The following is a 21,933-nucleotide window of genomic DNA, read 5'->3' on the forward strand; positions in this document are numbered from 1 at the left end:
CATCCTGCATCCGAGCGGCCCAGCCTTTCGGCGTCTGGTAGGCATGGCCCACGACGATCTCGCCGGCATAGATCGGGACGTGAGGCGAGTCAGGTTTGGTCGCTGCCACCGGCCTGTGCCTCGCGGGTCTTAAGCCACGTCCGGAGGGTCGCGCGTCGAGCGCACTGCTTCCCATTAAGACGGAACGCCGGAAGTCCTTCCTGTCGGATCAGGCCATAGGTCTGCCAGTATGACAGCCCCAGGAAACTGGCGATTGCCTTGACCCCGTGAAGGAGGTCGGCGCCGCCATCGCTGCTATCGTTCATGAGGGCATCCATGGGCAGTTTATGGGTGACGCATGCGCCGCGTTCCCAGGCAAATGGCGCAAAAGTTACGCAAAATCAGGCAATTAGCGGAAACGCACCCTACAATAGACAAATCCGCCCATTAGGCGGCTAAGTCATTATAAATACAGCGATTATCGTTCCCCGCTGTAATCGTGATCATGTTCTTGACGAAGTCGTCTTCGTTCTCGGTGGAGAGCAGAACCTCAATCGCCATGCGGTCGAAGAGCTGCGCGCCGAGCCGGAAGGCGCCGACGAGGAACTGGTTCACGGTCATCGCCAGCGTGGTGGCGACCGGCAGGCCCCAGAGACGCGGGGCGAGATTGCCCTGCGGCGAGCCGATGATGTACCGGCCCTGGGTGTCCTTGGTGAGCTCGATGCGGGCCCAATCAAACAGGCCCTGTCTTATCAATGACTTAGCGGGCTATGCGCAAACCATGCGTAAACGAGGCAGGCTAGATCGCGGCTGCAAGTGTCGGGCCTTCAATCCGGGGAGGCATGAGAGACGCCGCGAGACGGTCGCCGGGCTCGGCTCTGGCCCGTCCGCTGAGGATCGGATGGGCGTAGACCTGCAACGTCACGTCGAAGTGACTGTGACCGACGAGGGCGGCAACGTCGGACGGACCAACGCCATTGTGCATCATCATCGAACAGTAGAAGTGCCGGAGCGCGTGGAAGTGCATTTGCTTCCCGCCCGGCACCTTGAGCGACACCCGATCCAGCAAGGGATACCAGATTTCGTTTCGGAAGTTGCCCGGCGACATAGGGGCGCCGGTCGAACTCGTCAGGATGAAGCCCATCTCGTTCGGGACGTACCAGTCGGCCATGATCTCGCGTAGGGCATCGACCACGGGCGGCGGCATCGGCACGTCGCGGATGCCCGCCTTCGTCTTCGGAGGCTTGAGCTTGTCGGTGTCAGTGAGGCTGTGCCGAACCTCGATGACGTTGCGTGTGAAGTCGACGTGCTGCCCCCGAAGCGCACGGATTTCGCCGAGACGCAGGCCACAAAGCGAAGCCAGATAGACGAAGGCGCGAGTGAGATGGAAGCTGCGCTCGCGGAACCGGAACGGCCGATCCTGTACCGCCACGAAAAGGCGCTTAACCTCGGCTTCCTGAAAGGTCTTGATCCGCACGCGCGGCAAAGAGCCGATCTGCCGGATGGCCCCCTGAGCCGGGTTGGCTTTGGCGTGGCCGTACCGCTGCGCATACTCAAACACGCATTTCAGGTCGATGAGCCGGGTGCGTGCCGTCTGAGGTGCGAGACCCTGTTTCCGCACCACCGTGTGAAACCACGTCTCAATTTCGGAGGGCGTCACGTCCGCGATGAGCTTCTGGCCAAGCAGCGGCTTTATGTTCCGATCGACCGCCTTTTTCAGGTTCTCGTATCGGCCTTGCCCGATGATGCCGTTCCGAACGCGGTCCTCTTGTAGGCGCATGAAAGCTTCGCAGACTTCATCAACAGTCTTCTTCTCGCTCTCGGCAAGGTGAGTGCCGTCCGCCGTCTCACGCTCCACCTTCTGGCGGTAGGCGTCGGCCTGCTTCTTCATCTTGAAGGTGCGGCTTCGGTGCTTCCCACCGTCCTTATAGCGAACCTCCCATCCCGATTTCTTCTCGCCTTTCGGGGTCGTCCACTCGCGCTTGTTGACGCTCGCCATGTCAAAGGTCTCCTCGGGTCGAAGGGGAAGCGCCGTGCGTCACGGCGGTATAGGTGAAGTCCATTGCCGTCTGTCGTCCCGTGGCCCGCATCTCAGGGACGATAGGCAGGCCGAGGGCGAACCAGAGAGAGCCGGCGGCGCGGGCTCCGAAGGTCTGCCGGGCCTCGGTCACAAGCTGGCGCTTGACCGGCACCGTCTCCTCGCGGGCGGGGTCGAAGGGCAAGGTATCCGTGTGACGCGGATGCCTTTCCGGCGCGAAGAAATGCCGGAACAGCACGTCGTGGCACTCTCGCTGATAGGTCAGCACCAGGGCGCGGCTTTCGGCTTTCACCTGATTAGCGCCGATCCCGAAGAGCCAGCCCGGCAGGAGAGAGAGCGGCAGGGTTGCGGTCTCTTGAGCGCCGCCCGGCGAAGGTATGGTCATAATGGCCATACCTTCAGCCAAAATGGCGTCCCGCTTCGTCCGCCGTAGCTGCGCGGCCCAGTCGAGGCCGAGCCGGTCGGTGATGGGCTTGAGCGCGACGCGGACGGCGCCGGCTTCCTCAATGGCGAACAGGGTGTCGCCGTGAAACTCGATAGTCGTCAGCTTGGACATGGGGGTGATCCTCACGGGTTGCGGCTCCATCATAGAGGCGCAGGCGCCGCCCTCCGGGATTGGAGAGCGGCGTTCGTGAGGCCCGGCCGGGCTCGGTAGACCGACGCAAAACTGCGTTCGTGCTGCGGCCTCAGTTCTGAGGCGACCGTGCGAGCGGCCGGGCCGGGGGTGCTAGAGCGGCAATCTCGCCAAGTCGGCGGCGTAATCCCACTTCGCCTGAAGTCTGCGATGAAGGTCGCTCACCGCGTCAGCTATCGGAGCAAGGGCTTCCGGGCTGTAGGAAGTGCCGCAGGTTCCAAGCGCGTGGAAAACCTGAGACCACCGCCACACGTCTGCGATGTCGTTTTCCATGTCGCTGAAAGCGCACCAGATGGCGCTCGGGTGGGGCTGGTCCGCCATCAGAAGCCCCTCCATCCGCATCCAACCGTGCTCAGAACGAGAGCGGCGCGGGTCGAGGCCGGGGGCTCGCTGTTCCCGTGAAAGCGAGCGCCATCGTTTGCTGCCGGGATCATGTCGAACTGATCCCAGCCCGCCATTTCGTCCCGAAACGGGAGGGAAAGGCGCTGGATCGTGTCGCGGTTGCCGTACCGCTCCCACTGTAGCCAGCGACGCTCGTATTCGAGCCATGCGTCGTAGCTGTCGAGGAGGTCAGGGGTGAGCGGTGCGGCCACCGCCGAGGGCGAGCCGATAAGCGCCACGCTGCCGCCGATGAGCGGGAGCGAGGCGAGGCCGGAGAGGAAGCCCCGGCGGGATGCGGGGCCGCTCATGCCGTGAGTCCAGTCTGCTCGGCGAGACCATCGGCGTCACCGATGCCCCATTCCGCCATGTCGAGCTCGCGGTCGTCGTCGGCCTCTTGATCGTGACTCTCCTCGTCGTCCTCATGACCGGACCGCTTAAAACCCGCTCCAGCCCGCTCCAGCGCAGTCGCGTCGCCGTCCGGCGTGTTGGGGCCGAGGCCGAGTTGTCTCGCGTTCTCGCACCAGCCTAGCGCATCCTCGCCGCCCTGGTCGTCGGAGTTAGCGTCTTCGTCGGGCTCGACGTCCCCGTCGTCCTCAAGATCGGGGTCGCCGCCGGTCGCGTCGAGGAAGTCGATCCCCTCGGCGACGGCCTTCGCCACGCGACGACGAAGGGCGAGGAGGTCGGCGGCTTCCTGCCGGCGCATCTCAGCTTCGCGGATCTCCCACGACGGCATCTCATTCGGGCGCAGGCCGCGAATGGCGCGGGTCACAGGTCCGACCGTAGGCGCAGCCGGCAGCGGGGCGAAGAACGCCCGGCGCATATTTTGAAACGACATGGTGAATGGTCTTTCGCAGCTAAACAGGCTTCTCAGGGCCTGGGTCTTCAACCTTCTCAGGGGCATCCGACCAAACCAGTCAGCGGGACTGGCGCCGGGAGTCTGAGAACACGCTGCGAAACGTGCGCCACGGCCTTCACCCGAAGGCTCTTGTATAACCGTGGCACTCCCGGCATAGTGAGCCGGTCGCGACCCACGGTATCGGGCGCGTCGAAGATTTCGGCGACACTCCGGCCGGCAAGCCGCAGCACACGCCTATCGCAGATGGAATGCTATCCCCGGCAAGGGACCATTCCGAGAGTTCTCAGGCTCCATATTCACCATGACACGACAACCCCGCGCCCGGCAAGGCGGCGGGGGTTTCGTCGTGCACGTTTAGTAGAGGAGCTTGTTGCTCTGACGGAGTGCTCATGTCTGACGAAACGCCGACGCCATCGCTGGCCGATGCCGCAAGAGCTCAAAGGTCGCGCGTGGATGAAGCGGCAGCTAAAAGACTAAGCGATGAGGCCGCTCGACAAGCCGCCTTGGACAAAGTTGCTCTCGCATGGAAGGACGTTTCGGATCGATTTTCTCGTATTGTATCGAATGTTAACGATGAACTCGAGGGTACCGGCGCTTCCGTCTCAATGGTGAAGTCCGAATTTGATAAAAGTAAAAGAGAAGCGTCCGCTAGGTTCACCCTGTCCAGAGAGTGGACTCCGCAAATTAAGTCCTTTCTTCAGTTGTTCTGCGATTACGATGGGGCAATAAAAATCACTAGTAGCAATTCTGCTATCAAAGCTCATATGGAGGGCTATGTTTCGAACTTGCCAATGTCTTATTATGATGGGTACGTTCGAAAGTTTCTAGCCTTAGAACTGAAATAGCTACGGCTTCTTGGTCGCCTTTTGGATGCGGCGGACTTACTCGACGAACATCGGCGGGATACGCCATAGAGATCCCGCCGCATGAAATAAATGCGCCTAGGGCGCAGAGATTGCCCTTGCCTCTTGTGCGCCCAGGGCGTACACACTCCCCATGGATTTCGATTGGCACGATGAGAAGTCGGAGACGAACAAGGCCGAGCGCGGCTTTGGTTTCGACTTCGCCGCGCTGATCTTCCTCGGTCGGACACTCCTCAAGACCGATGACCGCCAGGATTACGGCGAGGTTCGTGTGAACGCCCTCGGCGAGGTCGACGGCGATATCTACAATGTCACTTTCACGGATCGCGGCGACGTGCGTTGGATCATTTCCGCCCGCCGCGCCAATCGGAAGGAGCGCAAGCTATGGCACGCGTCAGCCTAGACTACCTCAAGGCGAACCGGCCCCAGGTCGATCAAGCCAAAATGGACGCTACCACGGAAGCGGATATCCGCCGGCACATGGTCGAAGACGGCCACGAGCCGGACGCGGAACCCGTAGGCTATCGCGCCATGCCCTCGCCCGCCGATATCCGCGCACGGCTCGGCCTCACACAGGTTGCCTTCGCGAATGCGCTAGGTGTGCCGGCGGCTACCCTTCGGAACTGGGAACAGGGACGAAAGCAGCCGGACCCGGCCGCTCGCTCGCTATTGACGATCTTCGACCGTGAACCCGAAGCGGCGATGCGGGCGTTGGGGTTCGAAACAAAGCCGCCCTCGTTTCATGATGTCCTCGCCGAGATGGTCCGGGCAAGGAGTGTTGAGACTACGGTTGAGGATAAGGTCGGAATAGTGGTGGGTCAGTTGGAGGTACTTCTCGGGGTGCCGCCGGCCCACCACGAGTGATCTCGACAACCGCACCCCGGCTGCTAACCCTGCCGGGGCCTACGGCTTCCCCGTCGCCTTCTGGATGCCCGGCGGGAATTGTCGTGCACGCTTGCCATCCTCTCGCGGCAATCCACATTGTGAGAGGGCGGCAGCGAGTAGCGCCAGCTTTGCTCTACTGAGGTCGGGAGGATATTTTGAGCGAACAATCGGTCGAGAGCTTGAAGCTTATCAGACAGTATTTCGTCGCCAAAAGGCGGGATTGCGCAAGAATAGCGGTGGCAGATCTAAAACAAGGTATCCTTGCTGGCCAAATTAGTAAGGTTTTAGCGTATCAGAATGAAATCGAGACTATAGACAGAGCTATCGCTGATGAAGAGTCCGGTGAAAGCTCCCATCAGCCAGAAAGTATGAAAGGCCCTAGTAAGTCCCTCTAGCTGATGGGCTTCCCAATCTCGTTCGACCACACCCGCACGATGCGCGTGGTGATGCCGGCTCGGGTGAGGACAATCTACAAGCAGCAATGCCCTTACGAACCCGAGAATTCCTTATCCGAAAAATACATAGGAGGATTCGATGGCATCGGAAAACCTGACCTTTTTGCAGACCCACGGCAATCGGAATATCTACCGATTCGATCTCCCTTTGCCGACCGGTTCGGAGGTTTTCACGGAATATAGAGGGCGGACCTTTATTGTACGCGGTGATGGCTCACATCTCGAGACCCCGCCGGTTGAGACTTTCGAAACTGAGGAAGCCGCGCTGAAGTGGCTACACGACGCCTAGAATGGCTTAGGGTACTCAGGGCGGCGCGAGTATGCGCCACGACTGACCGTTGCCTTGACACCACAGACACCGGCTCGGGATTGCGGCATGAAAGTGCCGCAACTTTCTGATGCTCCGGATTTTCTGATGCGCGCCCTCGCCACCCTCGCCGTGTGTTCGCTCGCCCTGGCCGGGTGCCAGTCTTCGCGGGAGCCCAACCTCACTGTGGCCTCCACGCAAAGCCACACGCTTTCGCCCGCCCAAGTTGGGATTGTGAAGGCGGTAGTGCTCGCCGATCTGAAAGACCCCTACTCCGCTCATTTCGGACGAATTCTATCGGCGAAAACTGCACTATCGAACGGCCTAAACGGCTATGTCGTGTGCGGTGAGGTCAACTCGAAAAACAGCTACGGCGGCTATGTTGGGATGTCGCCCTTCATCGGAGCGTTCAAGCCCGACGGCAAAGAGTTCAAAGTTGTGGCAATGGGTGGCCCTGTCGTGATGACGGCAGAAGTCACAAAATATTGCGCCGAGGCCGGGATAACCTTTTAGGCCGCGCCTATTCGCCGAACGGGTCCACTAGAAGCGATCCGGTCGCCGGGATGGACGAGCTGATGATGGCCGAACTGATGGCCGCGCCTGCCGATCCGGCCGCGACCGAAACCCCGAATGCGCCGGCGAACCCGATCGCATAGTACTGGCCCGCCGCGACCGCCGCGACCGTGAGCGCGATGGTCAGGATGTTCTTGAGGGCGCCGTCGCCAGGAACCGGCTTGAGGACCACCATCGTTCCGATCTTGGGGCGCACACAGTCCCACATGGCCGGCGGAACCTCGATATTGTCCACGAGGGCGCGAATGATCCCGGCACGCTCGGCCGGCAGGCCCGGATAGCTGCGAACCACCATTTCGCCGATAGTCGTCCTCTCCGGCACCATAAGTGCCCGCTTGGCGTGCGGGTTCATGACGCTATCGAACGCCAAGACGGGGATCTCAGAAAGCATTGCGGGTCTCCACTTCACGATGCCGGTAAACGCCTGTCAGGCGATGAACCCAAGGGTTCCGGCTGTAGTCGACGATGCCGCTGTACGCCTGCCCGGACGTGGCATGGAGCATCCGGCCGGGGGTCGCGCGGATGCCGACATGGGCGTCCAGAGCGCCAACCCGGAACACGAGGATGTCGAAGTCCTCGGCGTCCTCCGGCGCCTTCCTGATCCAGGGACCGGCGGCCGACGTGCTTTCGGCGAACACCGCCGCAACCTCGGCTTTCTCGGCAATGCAGGCGACCTGGGCGGCATAGTCGGGGACAGTGATGCCGAGGTACTCACGATAGACGAGGCACGCCAACCCCCAGCACGCGATACCATCGCGCGTGAGGCCGCGCTCCTGCCAAGGCAGGCCGACGTAGGGGGCGCTCCAATGCATTGCCATGCCTAGTTGAAAAGCGAGGGGAACCGGCTGGCGGTCATCCGCCCTTCGGGCCACGGTTCGGAGGTGAAAGGCTCGCGGGATAGCTCTATGCCGACCTGCGCGGCGTCGTAGCTGGAAGCCACACCGCGCAAGCCTCGATAGCTGGTCTCAATGAAGTCAGGCGTCCCAGCGAGCACAACGAAAATGTCGGCACGCAAGTATGTCCCCGGAGTGATGCCCCGCAGAACAGCCGCCATATCTTTTGAAATGTTCTCGAACACAAGCCTCGTCTTCGGTGGCGCATTTTCCTGGTCGTCAGGCATAATCGCGCCGACCATCAGATAAATATAGTCCTCGCCAGCGTGCTTAGTGCCGTAGACCATAGGCTCAATTGAGAGGCGGACGGTCGGATCGCTTGATATACGAACGGGCTTTTCCAGACTCGGATGATAGATCGTCACGAGCATGATTGGCGTCTCTGCCGTACTAGGGGCATTCGCCCCCACGCGAGCATTGAGCGAGATTAGGCGGCCCATACGACGCGCTCCCCTTCCTGAAAGTCCGGGGTCTGTTCCCACCGGTGGATGAGCCGGGTACGGATGTCCCAGTGCGATATCGTGGTGAGTTGCGCGAAGGCGCCGATCCCGTGCGCCGGGTTACGCCTCTGAAGGTCCAGCAGCCGCACGCTGTCCGTCATAGGGTCGAAGTCCTCCAAAGCCTCGCGGCTCGAAACGATCTCGTGCACTCCCTCGACTACATCCGGCCCGGCCGGGTGCATGGCGATGTCCTCGACCGTCTGGATTTCCCATGGGAGCGGAATGCGCTCGTCGTCGTGGAACACGAAAGCGTCGAGGCCCGTGGTCTCAGACCTTCCGGCCACGGCGATGAGCCAGCGAGGGTCCGGCATTCGGTCCATCAGCGGCTTAGCCCGGTCGATGGCTGTCCGCACCGTGTCGAGGATCGTCGCCTTCAACTCGTCGTAGCTCGTCGCGCTGAGCGCGATTTCCTGAAACAGGATCGGGGCCAGCAATTGCGGCCCGGCCGCCGCGATGACCGCGTGAAGGTGCGGCATCTGCCAGACCTTCGGGCATGAGCCGGCGAAATGGCCGCCCTGGAACGCAGCGCCGTCCGTGATGACGTAGACGTATTCGGATTGCTTCACGACATTGATGGCTGTCACGGATCGCCCTGCCCTATCGGGTGGATGGAATCGCCGGCCGCGCACCAGGAATGGGATGCCGCCGGCTGTCGGGGTTGTTTCGGACACTCGCCGACTTGTCCGCCGCCGGACTGACCCGCATTTGCGGACCCGGCAGTCGCGTTACGCGGGGCGCTGGCGCCGTCCGCGTGATTTTTGAGCCTCCGGCTCCGGTTCCGCCGGGGCGGGCTCCGGCGCCGCCTCTGGCGCAGCCTCCTCGAAGGTCACGAGGCCATTGCCCCGCAACTCCACGGCCCGCGAGCGGGAGACCGGATAGGGCTGGTCGGTCGCCTGTTTCAGGTCCGAACCTTCGAGATAGGTCCGAACCGGCTGGACGATCACGTCATCCGTCATGATCGCCCCTTACGCCAGCGAGGCGGTGAGGCTGCCGGTGACGAAGGAGGCCGGACGCTTCACGGTGAAGGCCAGGCGCTCCTCGGCACGCAGGGTGATGAGGTTGCGGCGGAAGTTGTCGCCGTCTTCCGACGATGCCAGCACCTCGACGCCCATCCGGTCGAAGATCTGCGCCTGCGTCTTGAACGGGCCAACGAGGAAGGTGCCCTTCGGCATCCGGTTCGTCGTCGCCACCGGCGTTTGCCAGATCCGCTGAAGAACGGACGCCTCAAACGGCGAGTTGCCGATGTAGCGGCCCTGAGTGTCCTTCATGGCCTGAAGCATCCGCCAATCGACGGCGTTCAGCACCATGCCGTCCACCTTCCAGTTCAGCGCTTCCACCTGAGCGATGGCCTGGATGAGCACGTCGAGCGGCGAGCCCATCGCGTTCGTCCACTGCTTCGCGAACGCACTAGCCTGCGGCACGATGCCGAGAAGGTTCTGACCCGTGCCGTCGCCGAACAGAAGCTGTGCGTCCTCAACGTCGGCGAGGCCGTTGCGGGCTTCGGCATCGATGGTCGCGGCGAGCGCCGGGGCATCGTCGATGATCTGCCGGCTGGCGAGGAAGTAGTGCGCCAGTGTGCGAACCGGTGCCGTCACCTCCTCGAAGGCCATGTCCGACTGAGGCTTGAGCGCACCCTCGGCGACCATCGCCGCGTTGTTCGTGCGGCCGGTCATGCGAGGATAGCTGACCGCGTTCGACTCGGTCGTGCCGGCCGCCACCAGATCGCGTACCGTCAGCGTGTTCCAGGGCATCAGCGACAGGTCGGAGACGCGACGGTCTACCGGCACCAGGGAGCCGCCAGAGCCGGACACGCTGGTGATGTTCTTGTGTTCGCCTTCGGTCGAGGCCACCTCGGCGCGGAACTTCAGGCCCTGCCGATCGCGGGATCCCTGGAAGCCCTTGTACTCATCGGACTCGACAAAGCGCTGACCCCAGCTCTTCGTGGCGATGCCGCCGCCGCGACCGCCGCGGGCCGCCTTCTGTTCCACGTCCGATAGGCGGGCGTTCGTCTCGGTGGCGAAGCGTGACACCTCCCCGAACTTCTCCTTCACCATCGTCGCGATGGCGCTGATGTCGCCCCCCTGAGAGTCAGGCGGAGCCAGAGCGACACGGATGCCGCCGATGTTGCAGGATGCCAGGAAAGCGGCCGAGCCGGCGCCAACAGAGCGAATGAGTTTGGTCATGTGTCCTCACTTCCAGGCGCAGCACACGGCGAGAGCCTGCAATGGTTGGGTTCCGTCTGGCTCGTGCTGAGACGATCACCGCGACGGGCGACAAAACGAGAGCCTGAGGCCCTTCCAGTTCTGCCCTGCCACTCCCTCATCCCGAGGGCCGCGATAGGTGCCGCCCGCTGGTGCTAGGCGGCCATCACGCGCATCTCATCCCAAGACCCGCGCAAGCAAATTACAACTAAACCGCACGATAGGTTGCGTCAATCCGTGCAGCCAAACCAATAAGCGGAATCAATGGCTAGCGGCGCCGAGGCCGTTGCGGCGGAGAGCGACTTTGCTTTGAAGTTCAGGGCTCGCTTCGGCGAGCTTGGTCCCCACGGTGAGGAGCCGCGTCGCCGTTCGCCCGATCCCTTCAAGATCGAGGCACAGTGCCGTGGCAGTCGCCATAGCCGCCTCCACGACCTCAACCGGCGGAACCCCTTCCTCAATCATTCGACGCAGCACGTCCCTGACTTCGGCGTGGACCGGCTCGGCGGTCAGGTCTTCGTTCAGAGAGGCGTAAGTGTCTCGCATGGTCGGATCCAATCTTTGTCGGAAGGGGGGGGGCGGGGGGGGGCAGCACCCCCAAGGAGTGAGGCGCTTTCCGCAGCACTCCGCACGTCGGATGGTGCGGATTTCAAAGGGGTTTCATAGGGACGCGAAGTGGCAGCAAACCTTGTGCGATCTTAGCATCGGCTAACTTTAAGCATGGCGGCTAAGATGCTGTGCCCGAATTGATTTCGGCGCTCTGCCCGAACCGATTTCGAGGAAAAAAATCAGCATTTCCTCAGGGCCTTACGTGCGGACTCCGCACGCCACACCAACCGTCCAGGGGAAAAAAATCTGCGAATGCGATCCCATGCGATGCAGGCCCCTTAGGGCTGTAGAGTTTCGAGGTGCCCCCCTGCCTCCCTCAGGGCCAAGCGCTGCGGACTAAAACAGCTTCGGTGCTTGTGTTAGAAACCGTGGAGCTATGCCGCATTGGACGCGCTAGCGGAGGCCATCCTTGCACAAGTACCTTGCTGTACTAAGAACTGTGGCGCTCACCGTGGTAGCATTCGCTGCCGGCGCTGTTTTGTTCACGGACAACCTGTCAAAGCTCTACGATGCGACACAAAGAGTTTTAAACCCAGTTGGTGAGCCGTCAGATATTGTCTTACGAGATCCGTCGCCCATTTTTCTGGGAAGGTCTCGCTCTATTGAGGGGAAGGTAAGCGATACAGTTGCTGTTATTGCGGAATTCATCATAACAAAGAAGTCGGAACCAGAAATTGAAAACTGTGAAATCTTGTTCATCTTGGGGGATAGGTCGTACAAGGACAACGATAGATATATGGCTTTATCAAAGGGCAAGTTCGATAGAACGATTTCCGGATTTTTCACTTTCGATAAACAGAGTTATTCGAAGCAACTGAAAGTTCGGATTGAATGCTCTAATGCAGTCACAGGGTGGCTGGCGCTGCAAATGCCAAAGCTGCCACTGAAATGAGCCCCGCGCGCATCGCGCATGTAGATAAAACAGGCGCATAGGGCTAGCGAAGTCCATGCCGCCTCGCCCTCGCATCCGCCGTCTTCGTCGTGTGGCATGAGCCGCACCGCAGCCGGACATTCGCCTCGTCCAGGCCGAGGCCGCCGTCGCTGATCTCCACCACATGATCGCAGTAGATGCGGGTTCCTGTGCGTCCGCAGTCCTCGCACTTGCGGCCTCGGGTTCGGAGGAGCCGGTTACGAAGCTCTCGCCATTCCGGCGTGCTGTAGAATGGCTGGCCGGGCTCGGTTCCCCGGCTCACTGTTATGCGGGGTGCGAGGGTGCGCAGCTGTGGCTTGAGGGTGGTGAGGCGAGCCATGGAAGAGACCTTATCTGAAGATCATTATTGGCTGGTGAAAGGCGTCGCCGACCGTTGGTTTCTGCTTCCTCTGGCAAGAACGTCGCGGCGGTCGTATGCCAACTAGTAGGCGCACGGCGATGGGCTGCGTCGAGCATGGATCGGCAGATGGGCGAGAAAAAACAAAAAGCTGCTTGGGCTCGGCCTAATGCTGAAATTGTGGAGGCGTTGACACACCAAGTTGGTTTCATGCGCTCATCATGTCGGGCGTACGACAAAGGTTCTTTGCAGGAAGCTCAGCGCCTTGCGTCGGCTGTATACATAATCGTCGTAGACGGCGGCCAGAGAAGTCTCCTGACGCAATTGTCTGCTCGTAGAGACTTGCAGTTTTTTGACTCAACATACGCAGACGATCCGAGAAATCTAAGTGAATATATGCCAATGATATTAATGCGTGTGGGTGGGTTGAACGAGAAAGGAGATATTGATTGCAAATATGTCCCTGTCGTAAATGGCCCTATGACGTCGGGCGAGAATGTCAAATTCGTTGATTGGTGGGAGAGGCGAATAATATTTGATGATAAACGTGGAAACGCCTTGACAAGAAGGAGTATTGTTCGGGCGCTAAGGAGCCAGGACGGGGGTAGTCATTTCGACGAGCACCTTACAGACCCGGCGTATGTTGCATTGTCGCGAGAGAATGCCCCGGGTTGGGGATTTGGCGTAGATGGTGACATCAGCACTCCTTTCCCCCCCGGTGCGCATCTCGCCATGATGCGTGTCATAGCCTGGGAGCTAGAGAAAACACTGGTAGATGGTCAGTTGCTGAAGGGGCCGGTCGAGACCGGAACGTTTCCTGCTCCCGAATAGGCGTCGCATCACCTTGCTTACCGGCGTTGTGCGTCGATCTCGTCGTCAGGCGTGAACCACCCAAGTTCAGCGGCTTCCAGCGCATCGTTGAGCATGTCGCCGAGCGAGACCGCCTTGGCTCTGGCGCCGGGCTCCGTGCTGTCGATCTCGGCCATCGTAGACCACCCGAAAGGGCCGCCGGAGATGGAGACGCTGATGGTGCGGGGATGCTCCACCGTCTCAAGCGCCACGACCTGAAGGCCCCGGATTTCGGCCCATTCGTGGATGAGACCGTGAGTGTGGCGGCTATCACTCATCGTCGGTCGGCACCTTCGCGCGAGGCTGCGTCGGGATGTAAAGGGCGCGCCGCATATCGAGCGTCATGTCGTGACCGTCCGCGAGACCGGCGTGCGCTGCCTCGCGGGCCCGGAACCTCCGGTTCTCGTCCAAGGCTTCCTGCCGGCGCTTCTCGCTGAGATCCTCGGTCACATCCGCGTGCCCCATGGTTGGGCGGATTTCGTCGTGCCATCGGGCAACAGCAGCATCGCGCTCGGATTGCGTCGGCACCTGCTCCACGCTGGCGGACAGGCCGGCCTCGATTGACCCAAGCTCGCGCTGGAACGGGGCCGCGATCCGGTTGGCTTCAATCCGCAGCTCCGGTGGCTTGGGGGTGAAGCGAGGGTTGGCCCCGGCGATCGTGCCCTGCATCCAGTTGAGAAGCGCTTGGCGGATAGCCCAGAGCGGAAGGCCCATGAGCGACGCCACGAACATGCTGACCATCTCGTCGAGGTCGTCTGCCGTCATCTTGAGGTCCATGCCGGCCATGAACTTGAGGAGGGACGTCCGCACTTCCTCTTTGGTCGCCGGGATCAGCCCTAGCCGCAGGTCATCGGCCCGCGCCGTCAGCTGATTCCGCTCACTTTCGGTCGGAGCGGATCGGCTCGAGATCGAGTATCGACCTGGCCCCACCCATTCGGCCGCGCTCCGAAGGCGCGACACGATCCGGTCCACCTCCGGTGTGGGGTCGCCGATGGGCACCCTGATCGTCGAAGGGATCGTGGTTGTCATGAGCCTCACGCTCCATGCGGTCGCGCTTGAGCAGGGTGGTCGCCGCGTTGTCGGGGCGAGACCATTGGCGCGGCGCCGCACCGCGCGAGATGTCGGGGCGCGGCGCGGGCTCGTCCGCCCAATGGCCGCCGTTGAGCCAGGTCTTCGGGTGCTTCGTGTATTGGGGCTCTTCGTCGGTTCGCTCGGCTGCGTACCGCGCGACGCCCGCCATGAGATCGTCCAAGCTCGCCCGGCCGGCCTTCAGCACGCGGTCGAACACAGGCCGACACGCTTCCTTGCCGACCTTCCTCGGATAGAGGCTCCACCACCGGTCGAACGCCGTTGGCTCGATGACCGATAGAGTCCTCTTTCCCTTCCCTTGTTCTAACTTCCCATGTTCGGGTCTGGATTTCGGACCACCCCTAGTCTGGATTTCGGACGGGGGTGGTCCGGATTTCGGACTAGGGGGTGGTCCGAAATCTGTACTAGGGGGGTGGTCCGTATTTCGGACTACCCCCTGGTCTTCCGGGGCGCGGTCGAAGGCGAAGCTGTAGCGGTTTGAGACGTGGGACTGTGCGCCAGTGCGGCCGGGCACCTTCACCCGCTCGACTGAGATCCAGCCGCCCGCCTGCAGGTCGGAAATCGCCTTGATGACGGTGCTGCGCGCTGTCCCAACAGCCTGCGCCAGGGTGTCGTAGGAGGGCGAGCACTGCCCGGTCAGCGTGTTGTGGTGGTGTAGAAGGCGTGCCGCTACCGCCTTCGCAGCCGGCGAGAGCGCCGGGTCGCAGACGATGGCCTGAAGCAGCCGCCACTTGTGGAGGAGCGTGAGGGCTGGCGCGCTCACGGCGTGCCGTTCCGGCCGCCGGGGTGAACCGGAGTCGCGAGAGTGCTCATGATGTGGGATCCTTGGGGGCGACCGGCCGTACCGCACGGCGAGTGGCCCAAAGGGCTGAAACCGATGCTTTGGAGCGCTTAGCGCACGCCGATGGTCGGCCGGCTCACCGGTGGCGCTGCCGTTCGAGCCGCCGTGGTCTTCGCATGTCGCGCCAGGATCGCGCCTTGTGCGGCCTCAAGCGAGCCGTGGAAGCCTACCCGGGTACCGTCTGACATGCGCCCCGCCCAGGAATTGCGGCCGAGCTCGAAGGCCCGCCCGACCACCGCATCGCCAGCGTAGACGGGGACGAACGGAGAGGAAGGCTTAGCCACGGTTCGGCCGCGTCGCTTCGGCGCGAGAGCGCATTTCGTCGTTGATTGCCGACCTGAGAGCACAGACGGTTCGGCCCAACTTGAACGATGGAATGAGCTTCTGAGCCACCCGGTGCTTGGCCTGCCCTCTGGTGATCCCTAGGTGCGCGGCGATGGCCTCAAGGCCGTAGAGTGTGTCTGCAGGTTCTATCTTCATGGCTCGCCCTCATGCGCAAATCGTGCGTAAAACATGCGCAACTGCCGCGCCGGCCATGCGCAGACTTCATTGTCTTTTCAGGCACTTACCCAGCCATAGCCGGCCATCGTCAGCTGCATAGAAAAAGCCGCCAAAAGGCGGCTAAATCCTTGCTCTATATGAGCTTTTACCAGAAGGATGCTGACACGGGCCCAGTCTGTGTCGTTCAGGACGATACCGGTGGACGGGTAGAGAGCCAGCGTTGCCTGAAGGATGGCGAGGCGCAGGCGGTCGATCGGGGTTTCCGCGGTCGGCGTGAACGGCGCAGCATAGGCCGAGGCCTGCGGGATGATGCCGGTCAGGTTCTGGCCGGTGCCGTTGCCGTAGAGGATCTGCGCCTCCTCGACGAATTCGAGGCCGTAGCGTGCGCGGCCGTCGATGTAGGAGACCAGACCGGGGGCATCGTCGAGCAGCTGGCGCGAACCCTTGAAGATGTGGGCCAGCGTGCGGACGGGCGCCGACTTCAGGTCGAACGTCAGCTCGGACTGAGGCTTGCGGGCACCCTCGGCCACCATCGCCGCGGCGTTGGTGAAGCCGGTCTCCACCGGGTACTCGATGTTGTTCGACGAGGTCTGACCGGGGGTGATCAGGTCACGAACACGCAGCGGTCGATCCGGCAGGTTCACGATACCCTGGCGATCGGTGACGACGAGCGACGAGCTCGGAGAGACGCCGGTGCCGAGGGTGGCCGGGGCCGTCATGATGTTCTTCGTCTCGACGGTCGCGCGGATCTGGCCGCGATACTGCGAGCCCTGCTCCTTCACGCCCTTGAAGCCCTCGCTGTCGGCGAAGTGCTGACCGAGGCTCTTCGTCTCGGAGTTGCCGGGCCCCCCGCGACGAGCGCCCTTCTGCTCGACATCCGCGAGACGCGCGTCGAACTCGGAGACCTTGGCGTTCATCTCGGTGATGGCCTTGTCGGCCGCCGCCTTGGTCTCCTCGGTCATCTTGCCGAGGCTCTTCATTTCGCCCTCGGCCTTCTCGGCGAAGCGCTTCACCTCGTTGGTGGCCGCCTTGAGCCCGCCAGCGAGAGCCTTGAACTCGGCGTCGCCGGCGCCGCCCTGGGAGCCAGCGGCGGCTGCAGCGCCGCTGTCGGGCGGGGCGAGGTGGATGCGCGGGCCGATCTGGCACGCGAAGAGAACGGCCGCCGAAGCGCCGATGGAGGTCATGCGGGTCATGTGGTCGATTCCTTGATGGATCAGGGGAGCTTGAAGCCCGTCAGGGCGCTGCCGAGATCGGACAGTGCCGCCTTCGCTTCGGTTTCGGCCTGGTCGCGCCCCTCATCCCGAGGACTCGCCTTGAACAGCCGCGCGGCCATCGCGTCTGCCTGGGAATGCGAGAGACCCAACTCCTCCCGGAGCCAAGCCTTCACTTCCCGATCGTTGATCGCGCCTTTGGTCCAGCCGATGAGGCCGTCCGGGGCGCGTGAACCTGTCAGGGCCTCGTAGGTGTCGCGGAGGGCGTCCATGAGGAGCGCGCCGTCCTTCGCCGACTGGCCGTAAAAGTAGGAGCCCATGAACCCGTCATGGATGCGGATCGCTTCTTCGAGGCGCGTCGCGGCCTTTGCCGTATCCGGATCGGTCAGGACGGACGCCTTCAACTCGGCTCGAGCGAGCCGCTTCATCTCCATGACGCGCGCCTGCGCATTCGATGGATCATCGACGAGACTGATCTCGCCGAGGTGGAGGGACTTCAGGGTGCGCTTCGGCTCTCCCGGCTTCTGGCCGTAGGTGGCGCCATTCTTCTTCACCCGGTAGCCGATGGAGAGACCGCCCAGGGCACCGTCCTTGACGAGCTCGTAGCGCATCCGGCCGGCATCGGTGTTCATGCCCGAGAGCTTTCCCTCGACACGGAGGCCCTTGTCGTCTTCCTCGACGTTGGTCCAGACACCGACAGGGACGCCGTCTCCGCCGTATACGCCGTGCATGACGTGCATCGGGACGCCGCGGCCTTGTGATTTCCGCTCGGCGAGCGACTCCTTGAAAGCGCCCGGCAGGATCACGTCGCCATGGCTGTCGACATTGCCGAACATGGCGCCATAGCCGGAGAATACGCCCTCGGCGGCGTTCTCGGCGAACTTGAGCTCCAGCGGAGCAACGAAGACGTCAGGCTGCATGGGACACTCTCAGTCTCCGCACCTCCGAGCCGCTGCCCTCTATTGAAGAGCCGCACAGCAAGTGCTAGGTTTCGGTCAAGTCGTGAGGCGTTTCGGACGTTCGGCTCGGGGACGATCTTCAGATCGGGCATCGAGCATCACGGCGCTCAATCCCACAGCGTGACCAATTCAATGCGGCGCTTGCCGGCGTGGATTTCCGCGACGAAGGCTAGGCGGCGCTTACCGATCGTCTTTTCAAATACGATGCGCGGCTGACCGTTCGGCCCCGGGCGCTTGCCAGCAAAGATGCGATCGGGCTTCAACGCCACCTCACGTAGAAGTCCTACGTCCGTTGCGTTCGACAGCAGCCCGGGCCTTTTTTTGCGCACATGCGCGATGCCCTGATTTGTAACTGTGTGAGCGAAACCTGAAACGTCGATACCCGTCAGGCGACGTATCTCTCCGGCTCTTCGAACGGTCCCTAGCTGCGCCCGGACAGGCTTTCCTCCGAGCCCGACCGCATCGAAAGCGGCAGCCAGCCCGGATACCCAGCGCCCGCGAGCATCTCGCAGTTGACCGCCATCAAAAGCCTTAAGGGCCAGCCCCTCCGCCATCCTGGCCAGGGCGGCCAGAGCCATGAACCCAAAAGGGGCTTCGTCGAGCGCACCTCCGCTGGCCCTGTTCCGTTCAATCTGTGGGGCCGACTCTGGGGTGGCCGGCGCAGCCTGGCCAAGTTTCTCGATCGGTAACATCGCCGACTGCATGAAGAGGCTGTCGCCGCCAGGAAGCGGGGGCTTGTTCTCGCGGGACCGGATCTCGTTCGGGGTGCTGAGGCCATGGGTAACCTCGGCGCTGTAGAGCTCGGCGCGCCCTTTGCTGTCGGCGCGGAGCAGGCCTTCGACGTTGAACTCTGGGAAGTAGCGAAGCTGCTCGGCTGCCGTCAGACACTTCGACCAGATCGCCTGTTCGGTTGCCTTCAGGTGAGATCGCAGGGTGTAGGTCAGGAACCAGAGGTTCATCTGCTCGAGGCCGGTGCCCCAGGCGGTGGCCTTGTCCATGTGCCCGATCATGACCGGCAGGACGCCGAACCACCGGCAGATCACCTCGACGTTGAAGCCGCGGGTCTCGAGAAGCTGTGCATCCTCTGGCGGGATAGTGAGGGACTGGAAATCGAAGCCGCCCTCAAGCAGGGGCGTGGAGCCGGTGTTGTCGGCGCCCTTCCATCCAGCGATGAGCGCCTTTGCATCCTCACGCTGTTCTGGCGTGAGAAACATGGGCGCCTTCAGAAAGCCCGAGGGACGCATCCCGTTCTTGAAGATCCGCCCCGCCGACCGCTCGGCGCCCATAGCGCTGCCCAGGCTGTGCCGACCGGCGGCGATTGCCGACATGCCGATTTGCCCGTCGAGCGAGAAGCCCTTGAGATGGAGAACCTGATCCTCGGTGAATGTCTGCGTGAGGCCCTGGAAAGCGTATCGGTAGGTCAGCGACCCATCGACTTCCCGTGTGACTTGAACGCGGTCCGGCCGCATCGGAAGCAGCGCCACCACCCGCTCGTTCGCACCGCGGACGATCTCGGCGTAGGCGTTCCCCCAAAGCAGCTTGCAGGCGAACAGGGCCTGCCAGAACTCGACCGCCGTCATCTCGGCGTTGGGCTTGTCGTGGAGCACTCGGTAGAGTGGGTGCCCGCTGGCGACATTGTTCCGGCCCTGCGCGTCGCGCTCGTAAAGCGGCAACGGCAACGTCGCGATCGTCTGCGACATCAGGCGAGTGCACGCCCAGACTGCGTCCAGGGTGAGGGAGCTGTCGACGGTGACGCGCTCGCCCGAGTGGCTTTCCTCGCCGCCAAAATATGAGATCAGACGCTGGTCGGTGAGGCCCAACCCGCGGGCGACCGTCAGCGCCGCCTTGCGGAGTAGGCCCATGCGCAGTCCTTCAGGCGAAGATCGGCGCCGCGAGGAAGCCGCCGAGGTTGGCGTTGGCAGGCGCGGCGGGGTTGAGTGACATCGGGACCACTGCGTCGAACAGTGACATCACCGGGTCGATCTTCGCGTCGCCGGCATTCTGCTTCGTCGCCCGGATGGCGGTCGCGGTCGGTTCGATTTTCAGATTGCCCACGGCCCAGGCCATGAGGGTCGATCCGGAGTGGCGCAGCGTCCCGTTTGCGAGCTTCCGCTCGGCGGTCTTGATGGCGTTCATCATGCCATATCCCTGCGGGACACCGACGAGGAGCTTTGCTTCCTGCGTCACCCCGATCTCGGCCATGGCTTCGATGAACTCGCCGAGGCCTGCCGGGTCGACGCCGACACAGGCGAGAAGCCCGCGTTCCTTCACGTCCGAAACGATCTCCACGATGGCGGAGATGTCGCCGAGCTCATCATCGACGATAGTCAGTTCGCCGGCCCGCTCGAAGTCGCGGAGCTTGGAGGCAATCGACTTGCGGCGCTCCAGAACGCCCTTGTGGCACCAAGCATGGGTCCATGCGAGCCAGTCGCGAGACCCCCTCTCCCTGCCGATAACCGTGAGGCCGAACAAATCGTCCAGGCCGCCGCCATCGATGCCGATGCAGACGACCTCGGATCGGCTCAACACCTCGTCGAGGGTGAGTGCCGCATCCGCCCGATCGTTCCAGTAGTCGGCCCCTGACCAGCGGTTAGCGCGGAGGTCCATCCCGATCTGGACGTTGAGATGCTTGGCGAGGAAGGTCCGGCGAGTCTCTTCGCCCTTCGCCAATTCCTTGACGAGCTCGTCTTCCAGCCATTCCCGGCTGACAGATCGTCCCATGTTCGGGTTGGTGATGTAGAAGTTGTCCGGCTCCAGGTAGGCCTTCGCTTCCACCATCGCCTTCGGAAATTCGTAGATGACTGCGAGGCTCTTGCGATCGGGGATCTTGCCGTCGCGAACGTCGCGAAAATAGTCCAGCTTGTCCTTGAACACCCCGGCAGGCGGAGCATCGCTCTGCGTCGAGATGGAGATCACGAACCCTTCGGGCCGGGAGACCAGGCCGCCGGTGGCTTCGCGCAGCATCGCATCAGCCCGCGGCTTGCTCCCAAACTCCCATAGCTCGTCGATCAGGACGAACGCTGCCTTCTTGCCCACCACTGTCGCGCTATCGGCCGCGACGACCTTCAACGTGGCCTTTGTCACCCGGTGCGTGATCGTCCGGATGTGATCCTGGATGTGCATCATGCTGTCGAGTTCGGGGTCGGCCCGAACCATGTCGGCAGCTGGCTTGAAACTGTTCTGCGCGGCCTCAATCGTCGGTGCCAGGATCAGAAGCTCGTTCGACAGGCGCCAGTTGCGAAGCAGCGCCGTGAGCATGATGCCGGCCGAGACCGTCGACTTGCCGTTCTTCTTCGAGATGAGGAGGAAGAACTCCCGGATGAGGCGTTTGCCCTTCTCCGCATCGTAGGCGCCGAAGATCGCCGCCACGAAGTCGAAAACCCAGTCCTCGCAGGTTTCACCGAATGTCGGCGACCCGGCCACATCGACCACGATCAGCGACTTGAACACCTCCAGAGCCGCATCCGCCTCGCTTGGGAAGAGCGGTGGCGACGTAATCAGCGACCGGCCTGCCACGATGCGCTCGGCCCAGTCAGGGCAAGCTGTGGTCCAATCTTTCATCTGTTATCGACGATGAGCCTCGGCGCGGAAGGGGCAGAGAACTTGCCGCCCACCTTCTCAGCCGCAGCCTGTCGTTCGGCCTTCTTCCCGCCAGTGCCGGCCTTCTCAGCCTTCTCGTCCCTGGCGATATCGAGGATCGCGCGCGCTGCGGTCACCCGAGGCGCGGGGAATGGTGAGTTGTCCATGACGTCTTGCAACGTCGCGTAGGCTTTGGCGACGAGATCCGCGGCTGTCATGCTCGATGCCGGTTCCTGACGCGCCTTCACGATGATCTGAGCGGCGTCCTCGACCTGACGCTCTGCCTGCTTGACCGTAATCGCGTGTTTCGGCTTGCGGCCAGCGCCAGAGCGCTTTCCGCCCCGTCCGAGGCCAGTTGATTTCGTCATGCCGTATGAATTCCGCCCGTTTGATTTCGAAAGGACCGGGAGGATTTAATCTGCGAATGCGATCCCATGCGGTAGCCGGCCCTTAGACCGTAGACTT

26 protein-coding genes and 2 pseudogenes are annotated in these 21,933 nt (G+C 62.4%); 6 read left to right on the top strand and 22 right to left on the bottom strand.

The window, feature by feature from the left end; genetic code table 11:
- Positions 1-468: 468 nt before the first annotated feature.
- The 5 genes and pseudogenes from ASF34_RS01230 to ASF34_RS01255 all read right to left on the bottom strand — a co-directional run.
- Positions 469-714, bottom strand: a pseudogene (locus ASF34_RS01230) (phage major capsid protein); the annotation flags it as partial.
- Between the two features lie 64 nt (positions 715-778).
- A complete protein-coding gene (locus ASF34_RS01235) occupies positions 779-1,978 on the bottom strand; it encodes a tyrosine-type recombinase/integrase (protein ID WP_056157860.1) in 1,200 nt (399 codons plus the stop codon).
- Between the two features lies 1 nt (position 1,979).
- Positions 1,980-2,573 (bottom strand): phage antirepressor N-terminal domain-containing protein, encoded by a 594-nt coding sequence (locus ASF34_RS01240; RefSeq protein ID WP_056158864.1) that lies wholly within the window; start codon positions 2,571-2,573, stop codon positions 1,980-1,982.
- Positions 2,574-2,971: 398 nt separating this feature from the next.
- A complete protein-coding gene (locus ASF34_RS01250) occupies positions 2,972-3,340 on the bottom strand; it encodes a hypothetical protein (RefSeq protein ID WP_056157867.1) in 369 nt (122 codons plus the stop codon).
- Positions 3,337-3,918 (bottom strand): hypothetical protein, encoded by a 582-nt coding sequence (locus ASF34_RS01255; RefSeq protein WP_156465586.1) that lies wholly within the window; start codon positions 3,916-3,918, stop codon positions 3,337-3,339. Before ASF34_RS01255 ends, ASF34_RS01250 begins: the two co-directional genes overlap by 4 nt.
- A 359-nt stretch (positions 3,919-4,277) precedes the next feature.
- Between ASF34_RS01255 and ASF34_RS22580 the strand changes: the two genes are divergently transcribed.
- The 4 genes from ASF34_RS22580 (at position 4,278) to ASF34_RS01270 (ending at position 6,911) form a co-directional block, all read left to right on the top strand.
- Complete coding sequence (locus ASF34_RS22580) at positions 4,278-4,733, top strand: hypothetical protein (RefSeq protein ID WP_156465587.1); 456 nt, start codon at positions 4,278-4,280, stop codon at positions 4,731-4,733.
- Positions 4,734-4,884: 151 nt separating this feature from the next.
- Positions 4,885-5,154: a BrnT family toxin gene (locus tag ASF34_RS01260; RefSeq protein WP_056157873.1), complete on the top strand. Its 270-nt coding sequence runs from the start codon at positions 4,885-4,887 to the stop codon at positions 5,152-5,154.
- Positions 5,136-5,615 (top strand): helix-turn-helix domain-containing protein, encoded by a 480-nt coding sequence (locus ASF34_RS01265; protein ID WP_082493995.1) that lies wholly within the window; start codon positions 5,136-5,138, stop codon positions 5,613-5,615. Before ASF34_RS01260 ends, ASF34_RS01265 begins: the two co-directional genes overlap by 19 nt.
- 852 nt (positions 5,616-6,467) lie before the next feature.
- Positions 6,468-6,911, top strand: coding sequence for a hypothetical protein (locus ASF34_RS01270; RefSeq protein WP_156465588.1), 444 nt, complete (start codon positions 6,468-6,470; stop codon positions 6,909-6,911).
- A 7-nt stretch (positions 6,912-6,918) separates the two neighbouring features.
- Here ASF34_RS01270 and ASF34_RS01275 read toward each other — a convergent pair whose 3' ends face one another.
- From ASF34_RS01275 to ASF34_RS01305, 7 genes are all read right to left on the bottom strand, one after another.
- Positions 6,919-7,362, bottom strand: a complete 444-nt coding sequence (locus ASF34_RS01275) for a hypothetical protein (RefSeq protein WP_156465589.1) — start codon at positions 7,360-7,362, stop codon at positions 6,919-6,921.
- A complete protein-coding gene (locus tag ASF34_RS01280; RefSeq protein WP_162240020.1) occupies positions 7,352-7,783 on the bottom strand; it encodes an NlpC/P60 family protein in 432 nt (143 codons plus the stop codon). Before ASF34_RS01280 ends, ASF34_RS01275 begins: the two co-directional genes overlap by 11 nt.
- A gap of 8 nt (positions 7,784-7,791) precedes the next feature.
- On the bottom strand, positions 7,792-8,235 hold the full coding sequence (locus ASF34_RS01285; RefSeq protein WP_156465590.1) for a hypothetical protein: 444 nt from the start codon (positions 8,233-8,235) through the stop codon (positions 7,792-7,794).
- Positions 8,236-8,291: 56 nt separating this feature from the next.
- Positions 8,292-8,948: a hypothetical protein gene (locus tag ASF34_RS01290; protein ID WP_056157889.1), complete on the bottom strand. Its 657-nt coding sequence runs from the start codon at positions 8,946-8,948 to the stop codon at positions 8,292-8,294.
- Positions 8,949-9,089: 141 nt separating this feature from the next.
- Positions 9,090-9,320, bottom strand: coding sequence for a hypothetical protein (locus ASF34_RS01295; RefSeq protein WP_056157891.1), 231 nt, complete (start codon positions 9,318-9,320; stop codon positions 9,090-9,092).
- Positions 9,321-9,329: 9 nt separating this feature from the next.
- Entirely contained in the window at positions 9,330-10,547 is a 1,218-nt protein-coding gene (locus ASF34_RS01300) for a phage major capsid protein (protein WP_056157894.1), read from the bottom strand.
- A 279-nt stretch (positions 10,548-10,826) separates the two neighbouring features.
- Positions 10,827-11,108 carry a hypothetical protein gene (locus ASF34_RS01305; RefSeq protein ID WP_056157897.1) on the bottom strand — a complete coding sequence of 94 codons (282 nt, stop codon included), beginning with the start codon at positions 11,106-11,108 and terminating at the stop codon, positions 10,827-10,829.
- Positions 11,109-11,580: 472 nt separating this feature from the next.
- Between ASF34_RS01305 and ASF34_RS22585 the strand changes: the two genes are divergently transcribed.
- A complete protein-coding gene (locus ASF34_RS22585) occupies positions 11,581-12,063 on the top strand; it encodes a hypothetical protein (RefSeq protein ID WP_156465591.1) in 483 nt (160 codons plus the stop codon).
- A gap of 43 nt (positions 12,064-12,106) precedes the next feature.
- Here ASF34_RS22585 and ASF34_RS21930 read toward each other — a convergent pair whose 3' ends face one another.
- Positions 12,107-12,421, bottom strand: a complete 315-nt coding sequence (locus ASF34_RS21930) for an HNH endonuclease (RefSeq protein ID WP_082493998.1) — start codon at positions 12,419-12,421, stop codon at positions 12,107-12,109.
- A gap of 147 nt (positions 12,422-12,568) precedes the next feature.
- Here ASF34_RS21930 and ASF34_RS22590 point away from each other — a divergent pair, with 147 nt between their 5' ends.
- Positions 12,569-13,270, top strand: a complete 702-nt coding sequence (locus ASF34_RS22590; RefSeq protein WP_156465592.1) for a hypothetical protein — start codon at positions 12,569-12,571, stop codon at positions 13,268-13,270.
- 17 nt (positions 13,271-13,287) lie between these two features.
- On the opposite strand, the gene ASF34_RS01310 is transcribed toward ASF34_RS22590, so the two are convergent.
- The 9 genes and pseudogenes from ASF34_RS01310 to ASF34_RS22600 all read right to left on the bottom strand — a co-directional run bounded on the left by ASF34_RS01310 (position 13,288) and on the right by ASF34_RS22600 (position 21,686).
- On the bottom strand, positions 13,288-13,566 hold the full coding sequence (locus tag ASF34_RS01310) for a hypothetical protein (protein ID WP_056157900.1): 279 nt from the start codon (positions 13,564-13,566) through the stop codon (positions 13,288-13,290).
- Complete coding sequence (locus ASF34_RS22970; protein WP_244478858.1) at positions 13,559-14,317, bottom strand: hypothetical protein; 759 nt, start codon at positions 14,315-14,317, stop codon at positions 13,559-13,561. Before ASF34_RS22970 ends, ASF34_RS01310 begins: the two co-directional genes overlap by 8 nt.
- A gap of 583 nt (positions 14,318-14,900) precedes the next feature.
- Positions 14,901-15,227: pseudogene (locus tag ASF34_RS23720) on the bottom strand (helix-turn-helix domain-containing protein); the annotation flags it as partial.
- A 41-nt stretch (positions 15,228-15,268) separates the two neighbouring features.
- Positions 15,269-15,502 carry a hypothetical protein gene (locus ASF34_RS22595; RefSeq protein WP_156465593.1) on the bottom strand — a complete coding sequence of 78 codons (234 nt, stop codon included), beginning with the start codon at positions 15,500-15,502 and terminating at the stop codon, positions 15,269-15,271.
- A gap of 273 nt (positions 15,503-15,775) precedes the next feature.
- Complete coding sequence (locus ASF34_RS01330; RefSeq protein ID WP_056157912.1) at positions 15,776-16,912, bottom strand: phage major capsid protein; 1,137 nt, start codon at positions 16,910-16,912, stop codon at positions 15,776-15,778.
- A 20-nt stretch (positions 16,913-16,932) separates the two neighbouring features.
- On the bottom strand, positions 16,933-17,850 hold the full coding sequence (locus ASF34_RS01335; protein ID WP_056157917.1) for an HK97 family phage prohead protease: 918 nt from the start codon (positions 17,848-17,850) through the stop codon (positions 16,933-16,935).
- A gap of 146 nt (positions 17,851-17,996) precedes the next feature.
- Positions 17,997-19,751, bottom strand: a complete 1,755-nt coding sequence (locus ASF34_RS01340; RefSeq protein WP_162240023.1) for a phage portal protein — start codon at positions 19,749-19,751, stop codon at positions 17,997-17,999.
- A 10-nt stretch (positions 19,752-19,761) separates the two neighbouring features.
- Positions 19,762-21,450 (bottom strand): terminase large subunit, encoded by a 1,689-nt coding sequence (locus tag ASF34_RS01345; RefSeq protein WP_056157920.1) that lies wholly within the window; start codon positions 21,448-21,450, stop codon positions 19,762-19,764.
- The gene (locus tag ASF34_RS22600) at positions 21,447-21,686 is read right to left on the bottom strand and encodes a hypothetical protein (RefSeq protein ID WP_156465594.1); all 240 of its coding nucleotides are present in this window, start codon (positions 21,684-21,686) and stop codon (positions 21,447-21,449) included. The genes ASF34_RS01345 and ASF34_RS22600 overlap by 4 nt, the downstream gene beginning before the upstream one ends.
- Between the last annotated feature and the right edge of the window lie 247 nt (positions 21,687-21,933).

The organism is Methylobacterium sp. Leaf106, assembly GCF_001422895.1.
GTDB lineage: Bacteria > Pseudomonadota > Alphaproteobacteria > Rhizobiales > Beijerinckiaceae > Methylobacterium > Methylobacterium bullatum.